The sequence below is a fragment of the Micromonospora sp. NPDC006431 genome (assembly GCF_042870725.1).
Lineage (GTDB): Bacteria > Actinomycetota > Actinomycetes > Mycobacteriales > Micromonosporaceae > Micromonospora.
Genome location: NZ_JBIAHQ010000011.1, coordinates 248,592 through 264,802 on the forward strand (window position 1 = coordinate 248,592; position 16,211 = coordinate 264,802).

At 73.1% G+C, this 16,211-nt stretch carries 15 protein-coding genes; 12 read left to right on the top strand and 3 right to left on the bottom strand.

What is annotated here, in order from left to right:
• Positions 1–11 precede the first annotated feature (11 nt).
• Entirely contained in the window at positions 12–1,193 is a 1,182-nt protein-coding gene (locus tag ACFYM6_RS20900; RefSeq protein ID WP_387277766.1) for a YncE family protein, read from the top strand.
• 86 nt (positions 1,194–1,279) lie between these two features.
• Here ACFYM6_RS20900 and ACFYM6_RS20905 read toward each other — a convergent pair whose 3' ends face one another.
• The gene (locus ACFYM6_RS20905; protein ID WP_387277768.1) at positions 1,280–1,963 is read right to left on the bottom strand and encodes a response regulator; all 684 of its coding nucleotides are present in this window, start codon (positions 1,961–1,963) and stop codon (positions 1,280–1,282) included.
• A gap of 22 nt (positions 1,964–1,985) precedes the next feature.
• A complete protein-coding gene (locus tag ACFYM6_RS20910) occupies positions 1,986–3,572 on the bottom strand; it encodes an ATP-binding protein (protein WP_387277770.1) in 1,587 nt (528 codons plus the stop codon).
• Between the two features lie 134 nt (positions 3,573–3,706).
• On the opposite strand from ACFYM6_RS20910, the gene ACFYM6_RS20915 reads away from it, so the two are divergent.
• Both ACFYM6_RS20915 and ACFYM6_RS20920 read left to right on the top strand, forming a co-directional pair.
• Positions 3,707–5,098 carry a cation:dicarboxylate symporter family transporter gene (locus ACFYM6_RS20915; RefSeq protein WP_387277772.1) on the top strand — a complete coding sequence of 464 codons (1,392 nt, stop codon included), beginning with the start codon at positions 3,707–3,709 and terminating at the stop codon, positions 5,096–5,098.
• 140 nt (positions 5,099–5,238) lie between these two features.
• Positions 5,239–6,276 carry an aminotransferase class V-fold PLP-dependent enzyme gene (locus ACFYM6_RS20920; protein ID WP_073835756.1) on the top strand — a complete coding sequence of 346 codons (1,038 nt, stop codon included), beginning with the start codon at positions 5,239–5,241 and terminating at the stop codon, positions 6,274–6,276.
• 17 nt (positions 6,277–6,293) lie between these two features.
• Here the strand turns inward: ACFYM6_RS20920 and ACFYM6_RS20925 are convergent, their stop codons facing one another.
• A complete protein-coding gene (locus tag ACFYM6_RS20925) occupies positions 6,294–7,466 on the bottom strand; it encodes an acyl-CoA dehydrogenase family protein (RefSeq protein ID WP_387277774.1) in 1,173 nt (390 codons plus the stop codon).
• A gap of 214 nt (positions 7,467–7,680) precedes the next feature.
• Here ACFYM6_RS20925 and ACFYM6_RS20930 point away from each other — a divergent pair, with 214 nt between their 5' ends.
• From ACFYM6_RS20930 to ACFYM6_RS20970, 9 genes are all read left to right on the top strand, one after another.
• The gene (locus ACFYM6_RS20930; RefSeq protein ID WP_387277776.1) at positions 7,681–8,334 is read left to right on the top strand and encodes a TetR/AcrR family transcriptional regulator C-terminal domain-containing protein; all 654 of its coding nucleotides are present in this window, start codon (positions 7,681–7,683) and stop codon (positions 8,332–8,334) included.
• Between the two features lie 43 nt (positions 8,335–8,377).
• Positions 8,378–9,820, top strand: coding sequence for an aldehyde dehydrogenase family protein (locus ACFYM6_RS20935; protein ID WP_387277778.1), 1,443 nt, complete (start codon positions 8,378–8,380; stop codon positions 9,818–9,820).
• A complete protein-coding gene (locus tag ACFYM6_RS20940) occupies positions 9,817–10,893 on the top strand; it encodes an alcohol dehydrogenase catalytic domain-containing protein (RefSeq protein ID WP_387277780.1) in 1,077 nt (358 codons plus the stop codon). Before ACFYM6_RS20935 ends, ACFYM6_RS20940 begins: the two co-directional genes overlap by 4 nt.
• Before the next feature lie 29 nt (positions 10,894–10,922).
• On the top strand, positions 10,923–11,081 hold the full coding sequence (locus ACFYM6_RS20945; protein WP_387277782.1) for a hypothetical protein: 159 nt from the start codon (positions 10,923–10,925) through the stop codon (positions 11,079–11,081).
• Positions 11,082–11,307: 226 nt separating this feature from the next.
• Positions 11,308–12,069, top strand: coding sequence for an ABC transporter ATP-binding protein (locus tag ACFYM6_RS20950; protein ID WP_073835846.1), 762 nt, complete (start codon positions 11,308–11,310; stop codon positions 12,067–12,069).
• Positions 12,056–12,748: an ABC transporter ATP-binding protein gene (locus ACFYM6_RS20955; protein WP_387277784.1), complete on the top strand. Its 693-nt coding sequence runs from the start codon at positions 12,056–12,058 to the stop codon at positions 12,746–12,748. Before ACFYM6_RS20950 ends, ACFYM6_RS20955 begins: the two co-directional genes overlap by 14 nt.
• A gap of 46 nt (positions 12,749–12,794) precedes the next feature.
• Positions 12,795–14,048, top strand: coding sequence for an ABC transporter substrate-binding protein (locus ACFYM6_RS20960; protein WP_387277786.1), 1,254 nt, complete (start codon positions 12,795–12,797; stop codon positions 14,046–14,048).
• A gap of 7 nt (positions 14,049–14,055) precedes the next feature.
• A complete protein-coding gene (locus ACFYM6_RS20965; protein WP_073835748.1) occupies positions 14,056–14,937 on the top strand; it encodes a branched-chain amino acid ABC transporter permease in 882 nt (293 codons plus the stop codon).
• Positions 14,934–15,944 (top strand): branched-chain amino acid ABC transporter permease, encoded by a 1,011-nt coding sequence (locus tag ACFYM6_RS20970; RefSeq protein ID WP_387277789.1) that lies wholly within the window; start codon positions 14,934–14,936, stop codon positions 15,942–15,944. The genes ACFYM6_RS20965 and ACFYM6_RS20970 overlap by 4 nt, the downstream gene beginning before the upstream one ends.
• Positions 15,945–16,211 lie beyond the last annotated feature (267 nt).

Genomic DNA, 16,211 nt, shown 5'->3' on the forward strand with positions numbered 1-16,211 from the left:
ATTGTCGTGGAGTGTTCCGCCGACAGTTGGTGGCTGCCGTCCCGGTCCTGGTTCTGTCGGCCGGGCTGCTGGCCTGCACCGACCGGGCGCCTGCCCGGGAGGCGGTGACCAGCCCGTCCGCGGGCGCGTCGGCGGGCGGGTCGTTCGGGCCGGTGGTGTCGGGGATGCCGAGTTATCCGGCGGCCGGCAACGTCTACGCCGCGGCCGGCCCCGACCAGCTCGCCGCCCCGGTGCGCGGGGACCGGCCGGCGGTCTATGTGCCGAACACGAAGAGCAACGACGTGTGGGTGATCGACCCGGCGACGTTCAAGGTGGTGCGGAAGTTCCCCGGCGGGCCGGAGCCGCAGCACGTGGTGCCCTCCTACGACCTGCGCACGCTCTATGTGGCCTCCAGCCAGATCCCCAACGGTGGCCTGGTCCCGATCGACGCACGCACCGGCGATCCGGGCCCCTTCCGCAAGCTCGAAGACGTCTACAACCTCTACTTCACCCCCGACGGCAAGCAGGCGATCGTGGTCGCCGAGGCGTACCAGCGGCTCGACTTCTACGACGTGAAGACCTGGCAGCGGGTGCGGTCGGTCCGGTTCCCCGAGTGCGGCGGCATCAACCACATGGACTACACCGCCGACGGCAAGACCATGCTGTTCAGCTGCGAGTTCGCCAACCGGGTACTGGTCCTGGACACCACCAGCCTCCGCAAGCTGCGTGACTTCCGGCTCACCGAGGCCTCCGACGGCATGCCCCAGGACACCCGACTCACCCCCGACGGGCAGCACTTCCTGGTCGCGGACATGCACGCCCACGGCGTATACGTCTTCGACGGCCAGGCCACCCGCCAGACCGGGTTCATCCGCACCGGCCGAGGCGCCCACGGCATCTACTTCAGCCGCGACGCCCGACTCGCCTACGTCACCAACCGCGACGAAGGCAGCGTCACCGTCCTCGACCTGACCACCCTGAAACCCACCACCACCTGGCGGATCCCCGGCGGCGGCAGCCCCGACATGGGCGGCCCCTCCGCCGACGGCAAACAACTCTGGCTCTCCGGCCGCTACCACGACGAGGTATACGTCCTGAACACCGACAACGGCAAACTATTAGCCCGAATCCCCGTCGGCCGAGGCCCACACGGCCTCACCATCTGGCCCCAACCCGGCCGCTACTCCCTCGGCCACACCGGGAACATCCGGTAGGCCGACCGGCCCGCCGACGGCAGCTGACCGGGTCCGTCCGCCCGGTGGTCCGTCAGTTCCCGGCCGCGTCGAACGACTCCGTCAGATCATCTCGGCCGGTACTCGAACTCCGGGCGGCCGGGGGTGCCGTAACGCGGAGCGCGCACGGCGCGATCACTGGTCACCAGGTATTCCAGGTAGCGCCGGGCGGTGACCCGGGAGATCCCGGTCTCCCGGCCGACCTCGGCCGCGGACCGCCCGGTGCCCTCGCCGAGCGCGGAGAGCACCCGGTGCAAGGTCTGCTCGTCCAGCCCCTTGGGCAGGGTGTGCCGGGCCGCACCGCGCAGGGTGGCGAACATCCGGTCCACCTCGTGCTGGGCGGCCACCTCGCCCTCCGCGAGGGCCTGCCGCCGGTAGTCCGCGTACCGCTCCAGCTTGTCGCGGAAGGCGGCGAAGGTGAACGGCTTGAGCAGGTAGTGGGTCACTCCCAGGGAGACCGCGGTGCGGACCACCGCCAGGTCCCGCGCCGAGGTCACCGCCAGCACGTCGACGCTGCTGCCCGCCGCCCGCAGGGCCCGGCACACGTCCAGGCCGTGCAGATCGGGCAGGCGGAAGTCGAGCAGCACCAGGTCGATGCCCGCACCGCCCCGCTGCCGCAGCGCCGCCATCGCCTCCCGCGCGGTGTGCGCCACCCCGACCACCACGAAGCCGGGCACCCGCTCGGTGTACGCCTTGTGCGCCTCGGCCAGCAGCGGCTCGTCCTCCACCACCAGCACCCGGATGTCGGTCATGCGTCCGCCTCGCTGCGCTCGCTCATCGGGCCTTCCGCGGGATCGGCAGGCGGACGGTGAACAGGGTGCCACCGTCCTCGGCGCGGGCCACGTCGGTCCGGCCGCCGTGCCGGCGGACCACCTGCCCGACCAGCGCCAGGCCGAGCCCCCGGCCGGCGCTCTTGGTGGACCAGCCGCGCCGGAACGCGTCCGCCACCCGGTCCGGGTCCAGGCCGGGGCCGCTGTCACCGACCCGGACCACGATCTCGTCGTCGGTGGTGCCCACGAACACCCGGACCCGGCGCGGAGGCGGCGTGCCGGCCACCGCCTCGAGGGCGTTGTCGACCAGATTCCCGACCACGGTGAGCAGGTCGGTGGGGGGCAGCGGGCTGTCGTCGAGCCGGCAGTCGGGCTCGATCACCAGGTCCACGCCGCGCTCGCCGGCCCGGGCCGACTTGCCGAGCAGCAGGGCGGCCAGCGCCGGCTCGGTCACCGCCCCGACGACCCGGTCGGTGAGCTGCTGGGCCAGCGCCAGGTCGCGGGTGGCGAGTTGGACCGCCTCGTCGGTGCGGCCCAGCTCCACCAGGGTCAGCACGGTGTGCAGCCGGTTGGCCGACTCATGGGTCTGAGCCTGCAACGCCTCGGTGAGCGCACGTACCGAGTCCAGCTCGCTGGCCAGGTTGCGCAGCTCGGTCTGGTCGCGCAGGGTCAGCACGGTGCCGAGCACGTTCCCCTCGAAGCGGGTGGTCCGCTGGTTGGCCACCAGCACCCGGTCACCGGCGAGGACCGGCTCGTCGTGCGCGTCCCGCCCGGAGTCCAGCAGCTCGGCCACCGCGGGCGGCAGGTCGATGCCGGCCACCAGTCGGTCGGTCACCGCCGCGTCCTCGGCCAGCCCGAGCAGGCGGCGCCCCTCGTCGTTGACCAGCGCCACCCGACCGTCCCGGGTCAGCACCACCAGCCCCTCGCGTACGGAGTGCAGGACGGCGTCGTAGTACTCGTACATCCGGGTCATCTGGGTCGGGCCGAGGCCGTGGGTCTGCCGGCGCAGCCGCCGGCTGAGCAGCCAGGCGCCGGTGGCCGCGAGGGCCAGCGCCGGGACGGCGGCGCCCAGCAGCACCGGGATCTGGCCGAGCAGCTTCCGGTTGATCGCCTGGGTGGTGATGCCGACCGAGACCAGCCCGACGATCCGCTGGTCGTCGCCGTACACCGGAACGACCGCGCGCACCGACTCGCCGAGGGTGCCGACGTTGGTGGTGGTGAACGGCTCGCCGGCCAGGGCTGGGCCGATGTCGCCGATGAAGGGCTGCCCGATGAGGTCCGGGTTGGGGTGGGAGTACCGGGTCCGGTCCGGGGCCATCACGACCACGAAGTCCGTTCCGGTGGCCACCCGGGTGGCTTCGGCGTACGGCTGGAGGGTGGCCGCCGGGTCGGCGGTGGTGAGCGCCGCGCGGACGTCGGGGGACCGAGCGACGGTCTGCGCCACCGCCAGGACCTCGTCCTCCGCCGCCTGGTGGGAGTCGCTGCGGGCCAGCCAGACGGCGCCCCCGGCACCGGCGAGCACCAGCAGCGTCACCACCAGCGCCTGGAGGGCGAACAACTGCCCTGCGATGCTCCACTGCCGTCGGGCCACGTCCCCCTCCTTCCGCCGCGCGCCGTCCGCAAGTGTGGCGCACCGGTCAGCGGCCCGTTTCGGTCGCGAGTCACAGGGGTGAACAGAATGAACGCAAGGATGCCCTGTGCTGAGACACGCTTCACATTGTGGGAATGGACACCACCTCACCCACCCCCACGGCCGCCCGGCCCGCCCGCCGGGACCGGACCCGCTACCTCTACCTCGCGGTCATCGTGGCCGTGCTGGCCGGCGTCGCGGTCGGTCTCGCCGCCCCCGAGGTCGGCAAGGAGTTGAAGCCGCTCGGCACCGGCTTCGTGAACCTGATCAAGATGATGATCAGCCCGGTCATCTTCTGCACGATCGTGCTCGGCGTCGGATCCGTCCGCCAGGCGGCCAAGGTCGGCAAGGTCGGCGGTCTGGCCCTCGGCTACTTCCTGGTCATGTCGACCGTGGCGCTGGCGATCGGCCTGGTGGTCGGCAACATCATCCACCCCGGTGCCGGCCTGAACCTCGGCCCGGAGGTGGCCGAGGCGGGCAAGGCCGCCGCCGGTGGCGAGAGCGGCGACACGGTCGACTTCCTGCTCGGCATCATCCCGACCTCGCTGCTCTCCGCGCTGACCGAGGGCGAGGTGCTCCAGACGCTGCTGGTCGCGCTGCTGGTCGGCTTCGGCGTGCAGGCCCTCGGTACGCGGGGCGAGCCGATCCTGCGGGCCGTGGGCGTGATCCAGCGCCTCGTCTTCAAGGTGCTGGCGATGATCATGTGGGTGGCGCCGATCGGCGCGTTTGGCGCGATGGCCGCGGTCGTCGGCGCGACCGGCGTGGACGCGCTGACCAGCCTGGCGCAGATCATGCTCGGGTTCTACGTCACCTGCGTGATCTTCGTGTTCGTGGTGCTGGGTGCGCTGCTGTGGTTCGTCGCCCGGATCTCGATCTTCAAGCTGCTCGGCTACCTGGGCCGGGAGTTCCTGCTGATCCTGTCGACCTCGTCGTCGGAGTCGGCGCTGCCCCGCCTGATCGCCAAGATGGAGCACGTCGGGGTGAGCCGGCCGGTCGTCGGGATCACCGTGCCGACCGGGTACTCGTTCAACCTCGACGGCACGGCGATCTACCTGACCATGGCGTCGCTGTTCGTCGCCGACGCGCTCGGCAAGCCGCTGTCGCTGGGCGAGCAGGTGTCGCTGCTGGTGTTCATGATCATCGCGTCCAAGGGTGCGGCCGGGGTGACCGGCGCGGGCCTGGCGACCCTGGCCGGCGGGCTGCAGTCGCACCGGCCGGACCTGGTCGACGGCGTCGGGTTGATCGTCGGCATCGACCGGTTCATGTCCGAGGCCCGAGCGCTGACCAACTTCGCCGGCAACGCGGTCGCCACCGTGCTGGTCGGCACCTGGACCAGCCAGTTCGACCGGGAGCAGGCCCAGGCCGTGCTCGGCGGGGAGCGTCCGTTCGACGAGGCGACCATGCTCGACGAGGACGACGCGCACGGGGTGCCGGACGAACCCGCCCCGGCGACCCGACCCGCCCCGTTGGCCGACGCGCCGGCCTGAGCCGGCCGCCCGCCCAGCGACCCGCCCGGGCCGCGCCGGACCGTCGTCCGGCGCGGCCCGGAGCCGTACCCGCCGTCCGGAGACCACGAGGCCCGAATTGGCCGTGCCGCGGCGTCGGCGTCGTCACTAGCGTCGGCGGGGTGAAGCTCGACGACGCACAGAAGTTGTGGCAGCCGCAGCCCGGCTGGCTGAACACCGCCAGTTACGGGCTGCCGCCCGAGCCCGCCTGGGTGGCGTTGCAGGACGCCCTGGCGGACTGGCGGGTGGGACGGATCTCCTGGGAGGGCTGGGGCGAGGCCGCCGAGCAGGCCCGGGCCGGGTTCGCCCGGCTCGTCGGGGTGGCGTCGGCGGACGTGGCGATCGGCAGCACGGCGTCGCAGCTGCTCGCCCCGGTGGCAGCCGGGCTGCCGCCCGGCGCGACCGTGGTCGTCCCCGAGGTGGAGTTCACCTCGAATCTGTTCCCCTGGCTGGTGCAGCAGGAGCGGGGCGTCCGGGTCCGCACGGTGCCGCTGGCCGGCCTGGTCGACGCGATCGACGCCGGCACCGACCTGGTCGCGTTCAGCCTGGTGCAGTCGTCCGACGGCACCGTCGCCCCGTACGACGAGATCGTCGCGGCGGCCCGGGCACACGGCGCCCTCGTCGCGGTGGACGCCACCCAGGCGTGCGGCTGGCTGCCCTTCGACGCGGCTCTTGCCGACGTGGTGGTGGTGTCGGCGTACAAGTGGCTGATGGCGCCGCGCGGCACCGCCTTCGCCTACCTGGCCCCGGCGCTGCGCGAGCGGCTGCGCCCCGACGCCGCCGGCTGGTACGCGGGCCAGGACGTGCACGCCTCCTACTACGGCCCGCCGCTGCGGCTGGCCGACGACGCCCGGCGCTTCGACATCTCCCCGGCGTGGTTCAGCTATGTGGGGGCGGCGCCCGCCCTGGAGCTGCTCGCCGAGATCGGGCTGCCCGCCGTGCGCGATCACGACGTGGCGCTGGCCAACCGGTTCCTGGTCGGGCTGGGCCGGCCGCCCGGCGACAGCGCGATCGTGACGGTCGCCGTGCCCGGCGCGGCGGAGAAGCTGGCCCGGGCCGGGGTACGCGCGGCGGTCCGCGCCGGCCGGGTGCGCGCCTCCTTCCACCTCTACACGACCAAGGAGGACGTCGACCGGGCGCTGGACGCGTTGACGGACTGAGCGGGAGCCGTCGCCGCTCAGGCCAGGTGGGCGCCGATCTTCGTGTACCCGCGTAGCAGGTCCCGGGCGATGATCAGGCGCTGCATCTCGTCGGTGCCCTCGAAGATCCGGTACAGCCGGACCTGCCGGTACCAGCGTTCGATCGGCAGCTCGCGGGTGTAGCCCATGCCGCCGTGGATCTGCAGCACCCGGTCCACCACCCGGTTGACCATGCCGGCGCCGTAGAGCTTGGCCATCGACGAGGCGTGCCGGGGATCCAGGCCCTGGTCGACCGTCCACGCGGCGCGCAGCACCAGCCAACGGGCCGCTTCCAGCTCGGTCTCCGAGTCGGCGATCATCCACTGGATCGCCTGGTTGGTGCCGATCTTGGCGCCGAACGTCTCCCGGGTGTTGGCCTGGTCGATCGCCATCTGCAACGCCCGCTCGGCGATGCCGAGGGCGTGGGAGGGGATGGTGTAGCGGCCCTTGCCGATCCACTGCATGCCCAGCGCGAAGCCCTGCCCGACCTCGCCGAGGATGTTGCGGTGCGGCACGCGTACGCGGTCGAAGATCAGCGATGCCGGTCCGCTCTCGCCCATCGTCTGGATGAACTCCGACCGCCAGCCCATCGCCCGGTCCACCAGGAACGCGGTGGCACCGCCGTTGCGGACGCCCTGCTCGGGGTCGGTCACCGCGATCACGATGGCGAAGTCGGCGTCGTCGCCGTTGGTGATGAAGGTCTTCTCGCCGTCGAGGATCCAGTCGTCGCCGTCCCGCCGGGCGCGCAGCCGGATGTTCGCCGCGTCCGAGCCGGCGCCCGGCTCGGTGATCGCGAAGCAGGAGATCCGTTCCCCCTCGATGGTGGGCAGGAGGAACTCTCGCCGCTGCTCCTCGGTGGCGTGGAACAGGATGTTGTCCGCCTCGCCGCCGAACCGGAACGGCACGAAGGTGCGGCCGAGTTCGGTCCAGATCAGCGACTGCATGACGGCCGGCAGGTCCATCCCGCCGTACTGCTCCGGGGTGGCCAGCCCCCAGAAGCCGAACCGCTTCGCCTTGAGCTGCAACTCGCGCAGCTCGGACCGCTCCAGGCCGGGGCGGTGGGCGCGCTCGCGGCGCAGCACCTCCTGCTCCAGCGGCAGCACCTCGCGGGTGATGAACGCGCGGGCCGTGTCCCGGACGGCCCGTTCCTCGTCGGACAGTGCGAAGTCCACCCTGCTCCCTCGGCGTTGGTGCGGCGGCTTCCCCTCAAACTAGCGGCGTAAGTTTTCATCCGTCCAGCCCGCTCCTTCCACCGTCGAGGTGAGGCGCGCCCCGGCGGGCTTGACTAGGGTGCGTGAGCAGGCGGTGCCGACGGGGAGAGTGGCATGGCGGAAAACGGCCGAGGGTGGGCGCAGGGCAGCGGCGACCCGGTACGGGTGGCCTGACGTGCCGCGACCCCGACAGGCGCTGCTCACCCGGGACCGGATCGTCACCACGGCGCTGGCGCTGATCGACGCCGACGGGCTCGGCGCGCTCTCCACCCGGCGGCTGGCCGCGGCGCTCGGCGTGCAGGGCCCCTCGCTCTACAACCATTTCGCCACCAAGGGCGCCATCCTCGACGCGGTGGCGGACAGCGTCACCGCCACCGTGGACGTCAGCGCCTTCGGCCGCTGCGACTGGTACGAGGCGCTGCGACACTGGGCCCGGTCCTACCGGGCGGCGCTGGCCGCGCACCCGAACATCGTCCCGTACCTGGCCCAGGGGCCGGGCCGGCGGCCGGCCGCGCTCGCCATGGCCGACGCGGTCTACGGCGGCCTGGTCGGGGCGGGGTGGCCGCCCGCCCGGGCCACCCATATCGGCGCCGCGCTGCGCTACTTCGTTGCCGGCTCCGCGCTCGGCTCGTTCGCGCGGGGCTTCGTCGAGGATCCGGCGCTCTACACCGGACACCCGCACCTGAGCCAGGCGCACCGGCTCGCCGGCCACCAGCACAGCGTCGACGAGGGTGCCTTCACCCTCGGCCTCGACGCGCTGCTGCACGGCCTGCACGCCGAGTACGAGCGGACCGTGGCGCCCCTGGAGCGGGCCGCCGCTCCGGAGTAGCGTCAAAACTCCCAGCGCTAGTTTCCTCCCGGGAAAGGACGACATGGATCTCGCCGCCGCGCCGCCCGCCCTCCTGGTCCGCCGTCACCTGCACGTCGCCGGCGCGTGGGTCGACCCCGCCGACGGGGAGGCGATCCCGGTCGAGAACCCCGCCACCGGGGAGATCGTCGGGCAGGTGCCGGCCGGCACCCCGGCCGACGTCGACCGGGCCGTCGCCGCCGCCCGCGCCGCCTTCCCCGGCTGGGCGGCCACCGCCCCCGCCGAGCGGGCCGCCCACCTCGACCGGCTGCACGCCGCGCTCGCCGCCCGCGCCGAGGCGATCGCGCACACCGTCGCGCTGGAGTTGGGCACCCCGCTCAAGCTCGCCACCCGGGTGCAGGCCGGCCTCCCGCTCACCGTGCTGCGCAGCATGGTCGAGCTCGCCGCCCGCCCGCCGGCCGAGCAGACCGTCGGCAACTCGCTCGTGGTCCGCGAACCCGTTGGCGTGGTCGGCGCGATCACCCCGTGGAACTACCCGCTGCACCAGGTCGTCGCCAAGGTGGCCCCGGCGCTGGCGGCCGGCTGCACCGTGGTGCTCAAGCCCAGCGAACTCACCCCGCTCACCGCGTACCTGCTCTTCGACGCGGTCAGCGAGGCCGGGCTGCCGGCCGGGGTGATCAACCTGGTGCCCGGCACCGGGCCGGTCGTCGGCGAGGCCCTGGCCGCCCACCCCGACGTCGACCTGGTCTCGTTCACCGGCTCCACCGCCACCGGCCGCCGGGTCGCCCACCTCGTCGCCGACCGGATCGCCCGGGTCGCCCTGGAACTCGGCGGCAAGTCCGCCAACCTGATCCTCGCCGACGCCGACCTGCCCACCGCGGTCAAGGTCGGGATCGGCAACGCCTTCCTCAACTCCGGGCAGACCTGCACCGCTTGGACCCGGCTGCTGGTCCATCGGGACCGCTACGCCGAGGCGCTCGACCTGATCGCGACGGCCGTCGCGAGCTACCGGACGGGTGACCCGTTCGATCCGGCGACCCGGCTCGGCCCGCTGGTCTCCGCCGCCCAGGCCGAGCGGGTCCGCGGCCACGTCGAGCGGGCCCTGGCCGACGGAGCCCGACTCGTCGCCGGCGGCCCGGACGTGCCGCTGCCGCCGCGCGGGCACTTCGTCGCGCCCACCGTCTTCGCCGACGTGCACCCGGACAGCGCGCTCGCCCAGGAGGAGGTCTTCGGCCCGGTGCTCGCGGTCATCCCGTTCGACGACACCGACGAGGCCGTCGCCATCGCCAACAACTCGCGGTACGGGCTGGCCGGCGCCGTCTGGTCCGCCGACGAAAACCAGGCCCTCGCCGTCGCCCGGCGGCTGCGCACCGGCCAGGTCGACATCAACGGCGGCGCGTTCAACCCGCTCGCGCCGTTCGGCGGTTACAAGCAGTCCGGCCTCGGCCGCGAGCTGGGCCCGGCCGGCGTGGAGGAGTTCACCGAGCTCAAGGCGATCCAGCGGTGAGGGCCCTGGTCGTCCGCGGCCGGGACGCCACGCCCGCCGTCGAGGAGGTACGCCTGCCCGCCCCCGGCGCCGGCGAGCTGCGGGTACGCATCCGCGCCGCCGGGATCTGCCACTCCGACCTGGCCATGGTCAACGGCACGCTCGCGCCCGCGTACCCGCTGGTGCTGGGGCACGAGGCGGCCGGCGTGGTCGCCGAGACCGGCCCCGGGGCCCGGCTGGCCGTCGGCACGCCGGTGGTGCTCAACTGGGCCCCCGCCTGCCGCGCCTGCTGGCACTGCCGGCACGGCGAACCCTGGCTCTGCGCCGCCAACACCGCCCCGGTGGTGGCCCGGGGCGAGACCGCCGACGGTAGCCGGCTGCACGTCACCCTCGGCCTCGGCGCGCTGGCCGAGGAGGTGGTGGTGCCCGAGCACGCCGCCGTGCCGGTGCCCGCCGGCCTGCCGCCGGAGCGGGCCGCGCTGCTCGGCTGCGCGGTGCTCACCGGCAGCGGCGCGGTCCGGAACACCGCCCGGGTGGCCGTCGGCGAGTCGGTCGCCGTGATCGGGCTCGGCGGGGTCGGGCTGGCCGTGCTGACCGCCGCCCGCCGGGCCGGCGCCGCGCCGATCCTCGCCGTCGACGTGGTCGAGGCCAAACGGAACCTCGCGGTCGCCGCCGGGGCCACCGACTTCCTGCGCGCCGGGAACACGCTGGCCAAGAAGGTCCGGGAGCGCACCGAGGGGCGGGGCGTCGACCACGCCTTCGAGTGCGTCGGGAGCGCCGCCACCATCCACGCCGCCTGGCGGCTGACCCGGCGCGGGGGAGCGGTGACCGTGGTCGGCATGGGCGGGAGGGATGACCTGGTCAGCCTCGCCGCGCTGGACATCTTCCACTCCGCCCGCACCCTGCGCTCCTCGGTGTACGGCTCGTCCGACCCGGACCGCGAGGTGCCGGAGCTGGCCGCCGCGCTCGCCGACGGCAGCCTGGACCTGCGTCCGCTGATCAGCGGGACGGTCGGGCTGGACGAGGCGCCGGCGGCGTTCGACCGGCTCGCCCGGGGCGAGGGCGCCCGCTGGGTGGTCACCTTCCCGGACTGACGGGCGGACGGCCCGCACCGGCTCAGCGGGTGATCGCCGGCTTCCTGCCAGCCAGCCGGGCGGCGAGCCGGCTGCGCGACGCGTCCATGCGGGCGATGACCTCCCGCCCGCTGCGCGGGCTCACCAAACGGCTGTTCTTCAGCCGGGCCGACGGCCTGCACCTGCCGGAGTACTCCGTCACCGGGTGAGGTGGCGCCGCCACATGTCGACGCCCGCCGATCGGTGTGTCGGGTCGGCGGAGGGGCCGGAGGGGGCCCTCCCTATGGCGAGCGGAGCCGTCCGGCCCGGGCCGAATGTGTGGGGAATCGACATGGTTCGACTCCTGCGGAGCACCGTAGGTTTCCTGAACGCGACGGCCCTGTGACCCCCGTCACCGACCTGGTCGTCGCCTCGCGACCTGCGGAGGGTGTGGCGATGGCCGGGCAAGCGCTCCTGTCGGCCCGCGGGCTGACCCGGGACTTCCGGGGCTTCCGGGCGGTCGACCGCGTCGACCTCGACGTGGCGCCGGAGACCGTGCACGCCCTGGTGGGGCCCAACGGCGCCGGCAAGACCACGCTGTTCAACCTGCTCACCGGCTTCCTGCCGCCCACCGCCGGGCGGATCGAGCTGGCCGGTCGGGACGTCACCGGGCTGCCCCCGGAGCGGGTCGCCCGGCTCGGCGTGGCCCGCTCCTTCCAGATCACCAGCCTCTTTCCCCAGCTCTCCGCCCGGGAGCACGTGGCGTTGGCGCTCCAGTCGCCAAGCGGGCTGGGCTGGCGGTTCTGGCGCTCGGCCAAGCTGATGCACCGCTACCGCGACCGGGCCGACGAGCTGCTGGCCATGGTCGGCCTCGCCGAGCTGGCCGAGGCGCCGGCCGAGGCCCTCGCGTACGGGCGCAAACGGGCCCTGGAGCTGGCCATCGCGCTCGCCCTCGATCCGAAGGTGCTGCTGCTCGACGAGCCCACCGCCGGCATGGGGCTGGAGGACGTCGACCGCACCGTCGACCTGATCGGGCGGGTGCGGGCCGGCCGCACCGTCGTCATGGTCGAGCACAACATGAGCGTCGTCGGTCGGCTCGCCGACACCGTCACCGTCCTGCAGGCCGGCAAGGTCCTGGTCGAGGGGCCGTACGAGCAGGTCCGCGCCGACGAGCGGGTCATCACCGCCTACCTGGGAGCTGCCGATGCTGCGCATTGAGAACCTCTCCGCCTGGTACGGCGAGGCGCAGGTGCTGCGGGAGGTGAGCCTGGACGTGGCCGCCGGCGAGGTGGTCACCCTGGTCGGCCGCAACGGCGCCGGCAAATCCACCGTGCTGCGCTGCGTGATGGGGCTGCACCCCGGCCAGCGCGGCACGGTCACCCTGGACGGCACGGAGCTCACCCGGCTGCCGGCCTACAAGCGGGCCCGGCTCGGACTCGGCTGGGTCCCCGACGACCGCGGCGCGTATGCCACCCTCAGCGTCACCGAGAACCTGACCCTGCCGCCCCGGGTCGGCCCCGACCCGTGGCCGCTGGAGCGGGTGTACGAGGCGTTCCCCGCCCTCTACAGCCGGCGCGACTCGGCGGCCACCATGCTCTCCGGCGGCGAGCAGCAGATGCTCGCCCTGGCCCGGGTGCTGCGCATGGGCGCCCGGCTGCTGCTCTGCGACGAGCCCACCGAGGGGCTGTCGCCGCTGCTCGTGCAGCAGGTCGGTGACCTGCTGCGGGAGGCCAAGAAGCACGGCGTGACCGTGCTGCTGGTCGAGCAGAACCTGCACTTCGCCACCGGCGTCGCCGACCGGCACTACCTGCTGGCCGAGGGACGCATCGCGGAGGCGATGGACAACTCCGAGGTGCGCTCGCGGGAGCGCGAACTGTTGGCGTACCTCGGGATCTGAAACGACGGCTGACCCGCGCGGACCGCGCGGTACGGAAGGGATTGAGATGCGCAGGAGCGTGGGTGTGGCCGCCGCCTCGGCGGCGGTGGCGGCGCTGGTCACCGGTTGCGGTGGCGGTGGTCCGCAGTCCGGCGGCGACCAGAAGCTGACCGGCGACAAGATCGTGCTGGGTGTCCTCAACGACCAGTCGGGGGCCTACTCGGAGCTGTCCGGGAAGAACTCGGTCAAGGCCGTGGAGATGGCCATCGCCGACTTCAAGGCCAAGTACGGCGACAAGGCGATCACCAAGAACATCTCGGTGGAGACCGCCGACCACCAGAACAAGCCCGACGTGGCCAACAGCAAGGCCCAGGAGATGTACGACCGCAAGGGCGTCGACGCGATCCTCGACGTGCCGACCTCCTCGGCCGCCCTGAAGGTCGCCGACGTGGCCAAGGAGAAGAAGAAGCTCTACTTCAACATCGGCGCGGCCACCACCGACCTGACCGGCAAGAGCTGCAACAAGTACACGTTCCACTACGCGTACGACACGTACATGCTGGCCCACGGCACCGGCACGGTGACCACCCAGCAGGTCGGCAAGAACTGGTACATCCTCTACCCGAACTACGCCTTCGGGCAGGACATGGAGAAGAGCTTCTCCGCGGCGATCGGCGCGGCCGGCGGCACCGTGGTCGGCAAGGACGGCGCGCCGTTCCCGAACACCAGCGGCGACTACTCGTCGTTCCTGCTCAAGGCCCCGACGCTGAACCCGAAGCCGCAGGTCCTCGGCACCATGCAGGCCGGCGCCGAGCTGGTCAACGTGGTCAAGCAGTACAACGAGTTCAAGCTGCGGGACAAGGGCATCGGGCTGGCCGTGGGCCTGATGTTCATCACCGACATCCACTCGCTCACCCCGGCCGCGCTCGCCGGCACCACCTACACCGACGCCTGGTACTGGAACTTCGACCAGCAGAACCGGGAGTGGGCCGACAAGTTCCAGAAGGAGACCGGCACCCGGCCGTCCTTCGCGCACGCGGCCAACTACTCCGCCGCCATGCAGTACCTGGAGGCGGTGCAGGCCGCCGGCACCGACGACGCCGACGCCGTGGTCAAGGGCCTCGAGGGCAAGGAGATCAACGACGTCTTCCTGCGCAACGGCAAGATCCGCGCCGAGGACCACCGGGTCATCCACGACGCCTACCTGGCCCAGGTGAAGCCGCAGGCCGAGGTGACCGAGCCGTGGGACTACGTGAAGATCCTCAAGACCATCCCGGCGGCCGAGGCGTTCCGCGCCCCCTCGCCGGACTGCCAGATGTGACGAGCTGATGTCGGGCTTCCTGCAGAACACGTTCAACGGGCTGGTGGGCGGGGCGTTCTACGCCCTGCTCGCCCTCGGGCTCGCGGTCATCTTCGGCATGCTCCGGGTGGTGAACTTCGCCCACGGCGCCTTCTACATGCTCGGCGCGTTCGGGGCGTACGTGCTGCTCGCCGAGGCGGGCGTGCCGTTCTGGGCCGCGCTGGTGATCATGCCGCTGGCCCTCGGCCTGCTCGGCATGGTGCTGGAGCGGGCGGTCATCCACCGGCTGACCCGGCTCGACCCGCTCTACAACTTCCTGCTCACCTTCGGCCTGACGCTGATCCTCCAGGACCTGGTGAAGTCGCGGTACGGCGTGCAGTCCAGCCCGTACGCCACCCCGACCGAGCTGAGCGGGTCGGTCGACTTCGGGCTCTTCGACTTCCCGACCTACCGCGTCTTCATCCTCGGCTTCACCGTGCTGCTCTGCGGGGCCGTGTGGTGGGTGCTCGGGCGGACCCGGATCGGCATGGTGGTCCGCGCGGCCACCGAGCGGCCCGAACTGACCCGGGCCTTCGGCATCGACGTGGGAAAGTGGGTCACCCCGGTCTTCGGCTTCGGCATCGCCCTGGCCGGGCTCGCCGGGGTGCTCGCCGCCCCGATGCGCGCGGTCAACCCGCTGATGGGCGCCGACCTGATCATCGTGGTCTTCGCGGTGGTGGTGATCGGTGGCCTCGGCTCGATCTTCGGCTCGGTCGCCGCCGGCTTCGGCATCGGCCTGATCCAGGCCTGGGGCGAGGCATACCTGTCGGACTTCCCGATCGTGTCGCAGACCGTCGTGTTCGTGGTGATGGCCGCGGTGCTGCTCTGGCGCCCGGCCGGCCTGTTCGGCCGTGAGGAGGCACCGGCATGACCAGCGCCGTCGACACCCCCGCCGACGCGGCCCGCCCGGCACCCCCGTCCGGCCTGGTCGCGGTCGCCCGCGCCCCCGGCTGGGTCCGGTACGCGCTGCTCGCCGTCGGCCTGCTCGTGGCGTTCTGGCTGCCCAACGGGCTCTACCCGGCGGTGGCCGTGGACATCCTCTGCTGGGCGCTCTTCGCCGTCTCGGTGGACCTGCTGCTCGGCTTCACCGGGCTGATGTCCTTCGGGCACGCCGCCTTCTGGGGCACCTCGGCGTACGTCACCGGTCTGGTGGCGATCCACGCCGGCCTGCCCTTCCCGGCGGCGGTGCTGGTCGGGGCGCTCGCCGCGGCGCTGCTCGCGCTGCCGATCGGCTACCTCGCGGTGAAGCGCGCCGGGATCTACTTCGCGATGGTCACCCTGGCCTTCGCGCAGATGGTCTACTACGTCGCCAACGAATGGCGCTCGGTCACCCAGGGCGAGAACGGCCTCCAGGGCGTGCCCCGCTCCTTCTTCGGCGTCGACCTCTCCGACGACTACTACTTCTACTACGCGATCCTGCCGATCGTGCTGCTCGGCCTGCTCGCCGCCTGGCGGATCGTCCACTCGCCCTTCGGTCGGGTGCTGGTCGGCATCCGGGACAACCCGGCCCGGGCCCGCGCGCTGGGCTACCCGGTGCACCGGTACAAGCTGACCGCGTTCGTCCTCTCCGGGTTCCTCGCCGGGCTCGGTGGCGGACTCTTCGCCGTCGGCCACCGGTTCGTCTCCCTCGACGTCCTGCACTGGACCACCTCCGGCAAGGCCGTCATCGTGGTGGTGCTCGGCGGCATCGGCACCCTCTGGGGCGGCGTGCTCGGGGCGGCGCTGGTGGTCCGCCTGGAGGACTGGCTGTCGTTCTCCGGGTTCGAGGCGATCGGGCTGGTCACCGGGGGGATCTTCGTACTGGTCGTGCTGTTGTTCCGGCGAGGGATCTGGGGGAGTGTCGCGGCCCTGGCGTTGCGGTTCCGTCGTCGGAGCTGACTTGCGCTGGTTGCTCTTGTGGGCTGGTTGCTCTTGTGAGGTGGTTGCTGTTGGGGGCTGGGGGCTGGGGGCTGGGGGCTGGGGGCTGGGGGCTGGGGGCGGGGGGGGGGGGGGGGGGCCGGGCGGGGGGGGGGGGCGGCGGCCCCCCCCCCCCCCCCCCCCCCCCCCCCCCCCCCCCCCCGGCCCCCCCCCCCCCCCCCCCCCCCCCCCCCCCCCCCCCCCCCCCCCGCGCCCGGCGCGGGCCCCCCCCCCCCCGCCCCCACACCC

Excerpts from the sequence above, each read along its gene's own strand:
- ACFYM6_RS20905 (WP_387277768.1), bottom strand. The coding sequence starts at position 1,963 with ATGACCGACATCCGGGTGCTGGTGGTGGAGGACGAGCCGCTGCTGGCC.
- ACFYM6_RS20915 (WP_387277772.1), top strand. The coding sequence starts at position 3,707 with ATGGACACCACCTCACCCACCCCCACGGCCGCCCGGCCCGCCCGCCGG.
- ACFYM6_RS20935 (WP_387277778.1), top strand. The coding sequence starts at position 8,378 with ATGGATCTCGCCGCCGCGCCGCCCGCCCTCCTGGTCCGCCGTCACCTG.
- ACFYM6_RS20950 (WP_073835846.1), top strand. The coding sequence starts at position 11,308 with ATGGCCGGGCAAGCGCTCCTGTCGGCCCGCGGGCTGACCCGGGACTTC.
- ACFYM6_RS20955 (WP_387277784.1), top strand. The coding sequence starts at position 12,056 with ATGCTGCGCATTGAGAACCTCTCCGCCTGGTACGGCGAGGCGCAGGTG.
- ACFYM6_RS20960 (WP_387277786.1), top strand. The coding sequence starts at position 12,795 with ATGCGCAGGAGCGTGGGTGTGGCCGCCGCCTCGGCGGCGGTGGCGGCG.
- ACFYM6_RS20965 (WP_073835748.1), top strand. The coding sequence starts at position 14,056 with ATGTCGGGCTTCCTGCAGAACACGTTCAACGGGCTGGTGGGCGGGGCG.
- ACFYM6_RS20970 (WP_387277789.1), top strand. The coding sequence starts at position 14,934 with ATGACCAGCGCCGTCGACACCCCCGCCGACGCGGCCCGCCCGGCACCC.